This window comes from Limnohabitans sp. (assembly GCF_044373035.1).
In the GTDB taxonomy this organism is placed as follows: Bacteria; Pseudomonadota; Gammaproteobacteria; order Burkholderiales; family Burkholderiaceae_C; genus Limnohabitans_A.
The window spans coordinates 1-9,214 of record NZ_JBILQU010000104.1 but is presented as its reverse complement, the minus strand read 5'-3'; the positions used below and the strand labels follow the sequence as shown (position 1 = coordinate 9,214).

General features: G+C 62.6%; 11 protein-coding genes. 4 read left to right on the top strand and 7 right to left on the bottom strand.

The annotated features are described in order from the left end of the window. Positions 1-690, top strand: a 690-nt coding sequence (locus tag ACIQ47_RS13020; RefSeq protein ID WP_396438525.1) for a pyridoxal-phosphate-dependent aminotransferase family protein, incomplete at its 5' end; no start/stop codon positions are given. 17 nt (positions 691-707) lie between these two features. On the opposite strand, the gene ACIQ47_RS13015 is transcribed toward ACIQ47_RS13020, so the two are convergent. Further along, positions 708-1,304: a DUF502 domain-containing protein gene (locus ACIQ47_RS13015; RefSeq protein ID WP_396438524.1), complete on the bottom strand. Its 597-nt coding sequence runs from the start codon at positions 1,302-1,304 to the stop codon at positions 708-710. Between the two features lie 84 nt (positions 1,305-1,388). Between ACIQ47_RS13015 and ACIQ47_RS13010 the strand changes: the two genes are divergently transcribed. After that, complete coding sequence (locus tag ACIQ47_RS13010; RefSeq protein WP_396438523.1) at positions 1,389-2,627, top strand: NAD(P)/FAD-dependent oxidoreductase; 1,239 nt, start codon at positions 1,389-1,391, stop codon at positions 2,625-2,627. A 58-nt stretch (positions 2,628-2,685) separates the two neighbouring features. Here the strand turns inward: ACIQ47_RS13010 and ACIQ47_RS13005 are convergent, their stop codons facing one another. The 5 genes from ACIQ47_RS13005 to ACIQ47_RS12985 all read right to left on the bottom strand — a co-directional run bounded on the left by ACIQ47_RS13005 (position 2,686) and on the right by ACIQ47_RS12985 (position 5,927). Beyond that, the gene (locus tag ACIQ47_RS13005; protein ID WP_396438522.1) at positions 2,686-3,159 is read right to left on the bottom strand and encodes a DUF3237 domain-containing protein; all 474 of its coding nucleotides are present in this window, start codon (positions 3,157-3,159) and stop codon (positions 2,686-2,688) included. A 203-nt stretch (positions 3,160-3,362) separates the two neighbouring features. Further along, entirely contained in the window at positions 3,363-4,376 is a 1,014-nt protein-coding gene (locus ACIQ47_RS13000; RefSeq protein WP_396438521.1) for a Bug family tripartite tricarboxylate transporter substrate binding protein, read from the bottom strand. Between the two features lie 136 nt (positions 4,377-4,512). Beyond that, positions 4,513-4,824, bottom strand: coding sequence for a helix-turn-helix domain-containing protein (locus tag ACIQ47_RS12995; RefSeq protein WP_396438520.1), 312 nt, complete (start codon positions 4,822-4,824; stop codon positions 4,513-4,515). Then, positions 4,821-5,159 carry a type II toxin-antitoxin system RelE/ParE family toxin gene (locus ACIQ47_RS12990; RefSeq protein WP_396438519.1) on the bottom strand — a complete coding sequence of 113 codons (339 nt, stop codon included), beginning with the start codon at positions 5,157-5,159 and terminating at the stop codon, positions 4,821-4,823. Before ACIQ47_RS12990 ends, ACIQ47_RS12995 begins: the two co-directional genes overlap by 4 nt. A 54-nt stretch (positions 5,160-5,213) precedes the next feature. Further along, the gene (locus ACIQ47_RS12985) at positions 5,214-5,927 is read right to left on the bottom strand and encodes a YebC/PmpR family DNA-binding transcriptional regulator (RefSeq protein ID WP_396438518.1); all 714 of its coding nucleotides are present in this window, start codon (positions 5,925-5,927) and stop codon (positions 5,214-5,216) included. Between the two features lie 138 nt (positions 5,928-6,065). Between ACIQ47_RS12985 and ACIQ47_RS12980 the strand changes: the two genes are divergently transcribed. Both ACIQ47_RS12980 and ACIQ47_RS12975 read left to right on the top strand, forming a co-directional pair. Next, complete coding sequence (locus ACIQ47_RS12980; protein WP_396438517.1) at positions 6,066-6,977, top strand: alpha/beta fold hydrolase; 912 nt, start codon at positions 6,066-6,068, stop codon at positions 6,975-6,977. Continuing rightward, positions 6,974-7,852, top strand: a complete 879-nt coding sequence (locus ACIQ47_RS12975; RefSeq protein ID WP_396438516.1) for a DMT family transporter — start codon at positions 6,974-6,976, stop codon at positions 7,850-7,852. The genes ACIQ47_RS12980 and ACIQ47_RS12975 overlap by 4 nt, the downstream gene beginning before the upstream one ends. 186 nt (positions 7,853-8,038) lie before the next feature. Here ACIQ47_RS12975 and ACIQ47_RS12970 read toward each other — a convergent pair. Next, positions 8,039-9,214 (bottom strand): O-acetylhomoserine aminocarboxypropyltransferase/cysteine synthase family protein (locus ACIQ47_RS12970; RefSeq protein WP_396438515.1); only part of this gene is annotated, 1,176 nt, incomplete at its 5' end.

Here is a 9,214-nt window from a genome sequence, read left to right as displayed (position 1 = left end):
CACCCGGCGCTGTATGTGGTGGACGTGGTGGCCTCGCTGGCCGCCAGCCCGTTTGACATGGACGCGCTGGGCGTGGACGTGGCCTTGGGCAGTTCACAAAAAGGTCTGATGATGCCGCCCGGTTTGGGCTTTGTGGCCGTGAACGCCAAAGCCATGGCCTGGTCAGCCCGCCATGCCGAGCCGCGCTTTTACTGGGACTGGCAACGCCGCGACAGCGACAACCAGTCGGCCAAGTTTTGCGGCACGCCGCCGCTGGCCCACATCGCCGGGCTGGAGACGGCCATTGCCTTGCTCGAAGAAGAAGGCTTGCCCAGTGTGTGGGCGCGGCACCAGCGCCTGGCGGGCGCGGTGCATGCCGCGGTCGAGCGCTGGACGGTGCCGGGGGCCATGCGCTTTCATGCGCGTCAGCCCGAGACACGCTCGGCCTCGGTCACCGCCATCGAGGTGGCCTCGGGCATCGACCCCGAGGCCTTGCGCACCGTGGCGCGCGAACGCTTTCAGGTCGCCATGGCGGGCGGTCTGGGGCCTTTGGCCGGTCGGGTGTTCCGCATCGGCCATCTGGGCGACATGAACGAGCCCATGATCCTGGGCGCGCTGGCCGGCATTGAAGCGGCCATGACGGTGCAAAAAATCCCCTTTGGCACCGATGGTGTGGCAGCAGCGGTGGCGTATTTGGCGGCGCAGAACTGAGCCAGCGCGCCCACCGTTCAGGGCGCAGGCGGATTTTTGGGGGTGCCCATCCACGCCGTCAAGGACGAGCGCATGGCTTCCTCCACCGACATGTCCAGCACCTGCACCCAATCGCGGGGCACAAACACGGTGTAGCCGCCAATCATGTAGCCCATGGGCAGGTACACCGCCACGTGTTGCTGGGTGGTCGCATCCAGGGGCAAATCGGCCAGGCTTTGGCGCGTGACCAAGCCGATGATGGACAAGTCGCTGTCTGGTTTTTTCAGCAACACGACCTGTTGCACGTCGCGCTCGTGCGGCGCGAAATAATCGGCAAAACTTTTCAGCGACGAGTAGATGCTTTTGACCAAGGGCAAATTGGTGAAGGGCAACTCCACCCAGCCCAGCGCCCGCTTCATGAAGGGCTGCGACACCAAAAAGCCCAGCACCAAAATCAAGGCGGTGCCCAGCACAATGCCCAGGCCCGGCAGGTAGAAGTCGCCCGTGAATGGGCGCAACACCCGCATCGCCGAGCTTTCGATCCAGGTGACAAACAGGTACAGCGCATAGACCGTCAGACCGACGGGCAAAAAGGTGATCAGACCCCGGAAAAAATAAGCGTAGATTCGTTTCATGCGGGCGATTGTGACCGGGCCTGAAAAAACTGAAATGTCAGGGGATAGACGAGTCTCCGGGAACTGCTGCATGATGCGCAGCTTATGACCACATCGATACTTGTTTTGGGTGCGGGCATGGTGGGCACCTGCACCGCCTTGCATTTGCAGCAGCGCGGCTATGACGTGACGCTGTTGGACCGGCGTACACCAGGCCAGGAAACGTCCATGGGCAATGCGGGCCTGATCCAGCGCGAGGCGGTCGAGCCTTATGCCTTTCCGCGTGAGCCGGGCTTTTTGCTGGACGCGGCCCTGGGTCGCGGTGCCCAAGTGCATTGGCACGCCCAAGGGCTGTGGCAAATGGGCAGAGCATTGCTGCGCTACTTGCACCACTCGCATCCCCAGCGACACGCCCAGGCCACCCAAGCCTACAGCCGCCTGATCGCCCATGCGACCGATGAGCACGGTGTGTTGGTCAAGGCTGCGGGTGCGCAGGATTTGGTGACGCGTGAAGGATTTCGCTTCGTGTTCCGCACGGCCGAGGCCTTCGACGCGGCGGCGCAGCGGGCGCAAGATTTGCTTTTGCGTTTTGGTGTGCGCTCCCAAGCCGAAAACACCGCCCAGTTGGCGCTGGCCGAGCCGGCCTTGCAAAAACCCTTGGCCGGCGCGGTGCACTGGCTGGACCCGTGGGCAGTGAACGACCCGGGGGCTTTGGTGCAACGCTATGCCGACCTGTTTGTGGCGCGTGGCGGTCGTTTGCTGGTGGGCGACGCGGCCAGTTTGCAGGCGCAAGGCGCGGCCTGGTCGGTGCGCACGACCGAAGGCACGGTGCACGCCCAGCAAGCGGTGCTGGCCCTGGGGCCGTGGTCCGACGGCTTGATCCGCACGCTGGGTTACCGCTTTCCACTGTTCATCAAGCGCGGTTACCACCAGCACTACACATCATCCGCACAACTGCGTCGGCCCATTCTGGACGTCGAGCGCGGCTATGTGCTGGCCCCCATGCAGCGTGGCTTGCGCCTGACCACAGGTGCTGAATTTGCGCCCATTGATGCCCCGCCCACGCCGGTGCAACTGGCCAAGGCCGAGATCTTGGCGCGTGAGTTGATCGACCTGGGCCAGCCTCTGCCCGAGCCGCCCTGGCTGGGCGCTCGCCCATGCGTTGCCGACATGCTGCCCGTGATGGGCCCCGCGCCGCGTCACCCGGGGCTGTGGTTCAACTTTGGCCATGCGCACCAGGGCTTCACCATGGGCCCGGTGGCAGGTCGCTTGCTGGCCGAAATGGTGAGCGGTGAGCCGCCTTGTGTGGACCCAACGCCCTATTCGCCACGGCGGTTTGGGTGATCAGGGCAGATGCATTGAACACCAGCGCTCGGGTTTGGCTGGGGCCAGATACCAGCTCTCAGCAGACCCGGTAAAAGCTCAAAAACACCCCATCGGGCGCACGCCGCCCGCTGCCGATGAACTGGCTTTCGCTCAGCCACGCCCACTGGGGCGCAGTGGCTTCGAGCTTGGGTTGGCAGCGAAAGTACACCTCGTCCGGGTTGACCGGTTGCCCGCTCATGATTCGTTGCGAATTTTCAAGCGATGCCACGCGCAAGGCGGTGTTTTGAACGAACACCCGGCTGCCATCGTCCAGTTCCATCACATAACGCGCGTCCAGATGCGCTTGTGTGCCGCCATCCAGGATCAACTGAAAGTCGGCCCCACCGGCCAACACTTTGCCGTTCACGCGCGCACCTTTCACGGTGCCCCCGGTGATGGGGATCATGCGGCGCAAACCGGCGGGCGTCTGGCCCACTTCCACAGGCGCTGCAATGGTCACCGCCAGGTCGCACAGGTGTTCGAGTCGGGGTGCGGGAAGAGTTTCGGTCATGGGCGGCCTTTACACGTTGGGCTCATTATCGGGTCTCACGCATGCGCCCTGTCCACCCGAACGATGACGCCTCTTTTGGGCAAACCCTGGGACGATCCTCTCGTGACGACCCATCGGCCCGACCAGTTCGCTGGTCGGGCTTGTTTTTTGGGGCTTGCGTTTTGGGCAGTCGGCAGCACGTTCCAGCTGCGACTTGCTCAGCGTCAGTCCAGACTCAGACCGATCTTGCGCGACACCGCCCCCCATTTGGCAAAGTCCTTGGCCACTTTGGCGACGGCTTGCTCGGGCGTGCTGCCGATCACGATCTGGTCGGATGCTTTGAGCCGCTCGGTGGCCTCTGGTGTGCGCAGCGCGTCGACCACCGCTTGGCGGAATTTGGCCACGATGTCATCTGGCACTTGTTTGGGGGCCATCAAGATCAGGCTGAAGTCGGCCTCGTAGCCTTTCACCCCGGCTTCATCCACGGTGGGCACTTCGGGCAAAGAGGGCGAGCGCGCTTGGCCCGACACTGCCAGCGCCGTCAACTTGCCCGAACGCACATGCGGCAGCACTGTGGGCCCGGCCAGCAAACCGCAAGGCACCTGGTTGGCCAGCACGTCCTGCATGGCGGGGGCTGGGCCTTTGTAGGGGATGTGTGTCATCTGCATGCCGGTCATGCTCAGCAGCAATTCGGTCGACAAGTGCCCCGGCACACCTGCACCGCCTGATGCATAGCTCAAAGGCATGGTTTTGGATTTGGCGATCAGATCGGACACTGTTTTGACACCCAGCGAAGGGTTGCACACCAGGGTTTGGCTGAACGATGACAACACACTGATGGGCTTCAAGTCGTCGAGCTTGAAGGGCATTGATTTGTACACATGCGGGTTGACGGTGAGCAACGTGTCGGTCGCGAACAAAAAGGTGTAGCCGTCGGGCGCGGCGCGCGCTACGCTGGCTGCGCCGATGTTGCCACCCGCGCCGGGCTGGTTCTCGATCACGATGGGTTGCTTGAGGTTGGCCAGAATTTTTTCGGCCGCTGTGCGCATGACCAGGTCACTGGGGCCACCGGGCGGGAAGGGAATGACCACCTTGATGGGGCGCTGTGGCCAGGCTTGGGCCAGGGCGCTGCTGCTGGCACACACGGCCAGCAAAGCCGCGACGAAGGTCAGACTCCGAGCGCGATAAGCAGGGGCAATCGTGACAGAGGAAAGTGTGGCTGAAGCTGAAAACGGCATGGTGGACTCCTGAAGGATCCGTCTATGCTATCCAATCGCTCCCGAAACGCCCCCATTGAAAACCCTCAAGCGGGGTGTGCAGCTGTCGCGTGCAAGACCCGATAGGCGCTAATCAGGCAGGCGTCGGCTTCATGGCTCAAACTGCGGCGAGGCGCTTGACTGTATCGGGGTAGCGGTCCACCAAGTGAATCAGCAGGGCTGCCTGGGCGTTGGGCTTAGCTCGGCCTTGCTCCCAGTTTTCCAGTGTTCTGGGGTTGGTGCGCAGGTAGTGGGCGAAGACGGGACGCGAGAGCTTGAGTTTTTCTCGAATGGCCTTGAGCTCCATGGCACTGATGTCTGGGGCAGGTTTGCTTTCTACTTCGACGGTACGCATAGTGGTCTTGTCAACCCGCTGTTGGGCCAGGGCATCAAAGCCTTCGGAAATTTCAGCGAACAAATTGCGTTTCATTTGCGGGACTCCAGTTCTTGTTTCAGCATCACTTTGAGCGCTGCGCGGTCCGTGGGTGACAGGTCATCCATTTCGCTTTTGTCATAGAGGGTAAAAAGCCAGAACTGACGCTGGGTTTCCCACCAAAAATAGATCACCCTGAGCCCACCACGTTTGCCTTTGCCTCGCTGCGTATCTCCGTGTCTGATTTTGCGCAGGCCCCCCGTACCCGTGATCACATCACCGGTCTCGGGTGCTTTGAGCATTTCATTTTGCAGGCCTCGGTACGCCTCATCGCTCAAGTAATCCTGTCGGAAACGCTCGAAAGCTGGCAACTCAACAAAGAGTGCTTTCATGGCTCATGATTGTACGTAAGTTGCGTATAAAATCAAGCCTGACTTTTTAAACCCTTAGCCCGCCAGACCCACAAACACGTTTTGTACGTCGTCGTTGTTGTCGATCGCGCCCAAAAAGGCTTCGACTTCTTCGAGTTGTTCGGCGCTCAGGTTGGCTGGGTTGACCGGGTTTTTGGGTTTGTAGCCCAGCTTGGCCGACACCACATTGAAGCCGTGTTCGGGCAGGGCGCGGCTGACCAGGTCCAGGTCAGCCGCTTCGGTGATGAACACCGTCACGCCGTCTTCGTCGGCGGGCTCAAAGTCTTGTGCACCGGCCTCAATGGCGGCCAGCTCAGGGTCGGCCCCTGCTTGCGCGGGTTCGGCTTCGATGAAACCCACATGGTCAAAGTCCCAAGACACCGAGCCCGAAGTGCCTTGCTGGCCCTTGCGAAACAGCACGCGCATTTCAGAAGCACTGCGGTTCACGTTGTCGGTCAGCACCTCGATCATCACGGGCACTTGGTGCGGCGCAAAGCCTTCGTAAATCACGCGCTCAAAGCTGACCGCATCGCCCAGCAGGCCTGCGCCTTTCTTGATGGCGCGTTCCAGCGTTTCCTTGGGCATGGACACTTTGCGGGCCTGTTCCACCACCAGACGCAGGCGCGAGTTGGCCGACGGGTCAGCGCCGTTGCGGGCCGCGATCATGATGTCTTTGGCCAGACGGCCAAACAATTTGCCGCGGGCATCGGCTGCCTGCGCCTTGCCTTTTGCTTTCCACTGCGCGCCCATGGGGTCTTCCTTGTCTTGGGATCAAAGCGGAGAGTTTAAGCGCTCGCCCATCGCAAACCTTGGGCAACAAGGGTCTCAAAGGTCACAGGGGCGCAGGTCTGGCAGGTCAATAATGGCCGATCAGACACAACGCTGCCCATGAACCACCCTGCCTTGCCTTTGTTTCCCGGTTTTGCCCACCACCTGCTGGAGGTCAGCCCCAGCGTGTCGATTTCGGCCATGGTGGGCGGCCAGGGTCCGGGCTTGTTGCTGCTGCACGGCCACCCCCAAACCCTGGCCATTTGGCACAAAGTCGCTCCCACTCTGGCGCTGCACTTCACCGTGGTGGCGGCCGACTTGCGGGGCTATGGCGACTCGTCCAAGCCCGAAGGTGGGCCGGACCACTCGGCTTACGCGAAACGCAGCATGGCGCAAGACCAGGTGAGCTTGATGCAGCAGCTGGGTTTTGCGCGCTTTGCGGTGTTGGCCCACGACCGGGGTGCGCGTGTGGCGCACCGGCTGGCCATGGACCATGGGGATGCGGTCAGCCGCATGGCCCTGCTCGACATCGCGCCCACCTTGGCCATGTACGAACAGACCTCCGAGGCCTTTGCCCGCGCTTATTGGCACTGGTTCTTTTTGATCCAGCCTCAGCCCCTGCCCGAGCGCCTGATCCAGGCCAACCCGGCCGCCTATGTGACCGATGTCATGGGCAACCGCAGCGCCGGGCTGGCCCCCTTTGATGCCCGCGCCCTTGCCGAATACCAGCGCTGCCTGGCCTTGCCGGGTGCTGCGCACGGCCTGTGCGAAGACTACCGCGCCTCGGCAGGCATTGACCTGGTGCACGACCGGGAGGACATCGCACAAGGCCGCAGGCTGGAGATGCCGCTGCAGGTGCTGTGGGGCGCGCAAGGCGTGGTGCAGTGCTGTTTTGATCCGCTCATGGAATGGCAAAAAGTGGCCACACAGATCACGGGCCAGGCGCTCCCCTGCGGCCACTACATCGCCGAAGAAGCCCCTGATGCCCTGCTGGCCAAGGCCTTGCCGTTTCTGCGAGGGTTGGCGGCATGAGCCAGCACAACCGGCGCGGCATCGTCACCATGACCGGGGCCATGGCATTTTTTGTGGTCAACGATGCGTTGGTCAAGTGGGTCAGCACGGACCTTTCAACCCCGCAACTGATTTTTGTACGCGGGGTGATGACCACGGCGCTGCTGTTGGCCCTGGCTGGCTGGATGGGCCAGTTGCAGCTCTGGCGAACCACGTTGACGCGCTCGGTGCCTGCCCGCGCCGTGCTGGACAGCCTGGCGTCCTTCACCTACCTCACGGCGGTGTTTCACATCCCTTTGGGCAACGCCACGGCGATCAATTTGGCGGGCCCCTTGTTCCTGACCCTGATGGCGGTGTTTTTTTTGAAGGAGCGGGTCACGCCCGGCCGTTGGGCGCTGATCGTGCTGGGCTTTGCGGGTGTGTTGCTGGTGGTGCAACCGCGCATGGGGGATTTCAATGCCTATGCCGTGCTGTGCTTGTTTGCGGCGGTGCTGCACGCGGGCAGAGATTTCATGACGCGCCTGGTGCCCGCGCAGGTGCCCTCGCTGCTGATCACTTTGTCCACCTCCACCATGGTGATGTTGCTGTCGGGCGTGTGGAGTTTGTTCGAGCCCTGGAAGCCCATGACCACGCAGCATCTGTGGTTGCTGTTCGGCGCGTCGCTGTGTTTGGCGGCGGGGTACCACCTGCTCACGCTCAGCATGCGTTTGGGCGACATGAGCGTGATCGGGCCATTCCGTTACAGCGGTTTGTTGGTGGCGCTGGTGCTGGGCTACTGGATGTGGGGCGATGTGCCCAACACGCTGGCCTGGGGCGGCATTGCGCTGGTGGTGGCTGCTGGACTGGGGCTGCTGCAGGCGGAGCGCAGGCGCAAGCAGGCCTTGCTGGCGCGTTGATCTGCGCCTTGATTGTGTGGTGCGCTTGAGTTGTCAACGTGTGCATCGACCTGAGCGCACAAGCCATCGCCCACGGGGTGGGCTCCTACAGGGGCAGGTGCATGGATATTTGTAGGAGCCCACCCCGTGGGCGATAGGGCTCGGCAAGTACATTGACAGTCACGGCTCATGCGCCATGACATCGATTCAATGGCTGGCCTTGTCCAGCGCCTGGTCGATGTCCCAGAGGATGTCGTCCAAATTCTCCAATCCCACCGAGATGCGCACCATGTCGGGCGGCACGCCTGCGGCCAGTTGCTGGGCTTCGTCAAGCTGGCGGTGCGTGGTGCTGGCCGGGTGGCTGATCAGGGTGCGGGTGTCGCCGATGTTGACCAGGTGGCTCATGAACTGGGCCGACTCGATGAACGTCACACCCTGCGCCAAACCGCCTTTCACGCCAAACGCCAACAGGCCCGATGCCCCGCGCATCTGGCGCTGCATCAGCGCGTGTTGCGGGTGGTCGGGCAAGCCGGGGTAATTGACCCAGGCCACGCGCGGGTCGGCCTGCAAAAACTTGGCCACGCCCAAGGCGTTGTCGCAGTGCTTTTGCATGCGCAAGGGCAGGGTTTCAACGCCCTGCAAAATTTGCCAGGCGCTCATGGGGCTGAGCGCCGCGCCGAACACGCGCAGACTTTCCATTCGGCAGCGCATGGAAAACCCAAAGTCGCCAAAGGTCTCGTAAAACTTCACGCCGTGGTAGCCCTTGGACGGCTCGGTCATGCCCGGAAACTTGCCGTTGTCCCACGGGAATTTGCCCCCCTCAACCACCACGCCGCCCAGCGTGGTGCCGTGGCCGGCCAGGTATTTGGTGGCCGAATGCACCACGATGTCGGCTCCCAATGCGAGCGGATTGCACAGCAGCGGGCTGGGCACGGTGTTGTCGATGATGAGAGGCACGCCGTGCGCGTGGGCCACCTCGGCCACGGCGGCGATGTCCAGCACCACCATGCTCGGGTTGCCCAGGCTTTCGGCATACACCGCCCGCGTGTGTGGGCGCATGGCGGCGGCAAAAGCCTCAGGCTTTGTCGCGTCCACAAAGGTGGTCTCGATGCCGAACTTGGCCAAGCTCACGGCCAGCATGGTGACCGAGCCGCCATACAAAGCGCCAGCGGCCACCACATGGTCGCCTGACTGCAAGAGGGTCATCAGCGCCATGGTTTCGGCCGCCATGCCTGAAGCGCTGGCCACCCCGGCGCGCCCGCCTTCGAGTGCGGCCACGCGTTCTTCAAGCACCGCCACCGTGGGGTTGCTCAGGCGCGAATACACATTGCCAAAGGTCTGCAGGTTGAACAGCGATGCCGCGTGCTCGGCGCTGTCAAACAC

What these genes read in the sequence shown, in the direction of transcription:
- ACIQ47_RS13015 (WP_396438524.1), bottom strand. Translation starts at nt 1,304, where the DNA reads ATGAAACGAATCTACGCTTATTTTTTCCGGGGTCTGATCACCTTTTTG.
- ACIQ47_RS13010 (WP_396438523.1), top strand. Translation starts at nt 1,389, where the DNA reads ATGACCACATCGATACTTGTTTTGGGTGCGGGCATGGTGGGCACCTGC.
- ACIQ47_RS13005 (WP_396438522.1), bottom strand. Translation starts at nt 3,159, where the DNA reads ATGACCGAAACTCTTCCCGCACCCCGACTCGAACACCTGTGCGACCTG.
- ACIQ47_RS13000 (WP_396438521.1), bottom strand. Translation starts at nt 4,376, where the DNA reads ATGCCGTTTTCAGCTTCAGCCACACTTTCCTCTGTCACGATTGCCCCT.
- ACIQ47_RS12995 (WP_396438520.1), bottom strand. Translation starts at nt 4,824, where the DNA reads ATGAAACGCAATTTGTTCGCTGAAATTTCCGAAGGCTTTGATGCCCTG.
- ACIQ47_RS12990 (WP_396438519.1), bottom strand. Translation starts at nt 5,159, where the DNA reads ATGAAAGCACTCTTTGTTGAGTTGCCAGCTTTCGAGCGTTTCCGACAG.
- ACIQ47_RS12985 (WP_396438518.1), bottom strand. Translation starts at nt 5,927, where the DNA reads ATGGGCGCGCAGTGGAAAGCAAAAGGCAAGGCGCAGGCAGCCGATGCC.
- ACIQ47_RS12980 (WP_396438517.1), top strand. Translation starts at nt 6,066, where the DNA reads ATGAACCACCCTGCCTTGCCTTTGTTTCCCGGTTTTGCCCACCACCTG.
- ACIQ47_RS12975 (WP_396438516.1), top strand. Translation starts at nt 6,974, where the DNA reads ATGAGCCAGCACAACCGGCGCGGCATCGTCACCATGACCGGGGCCATG.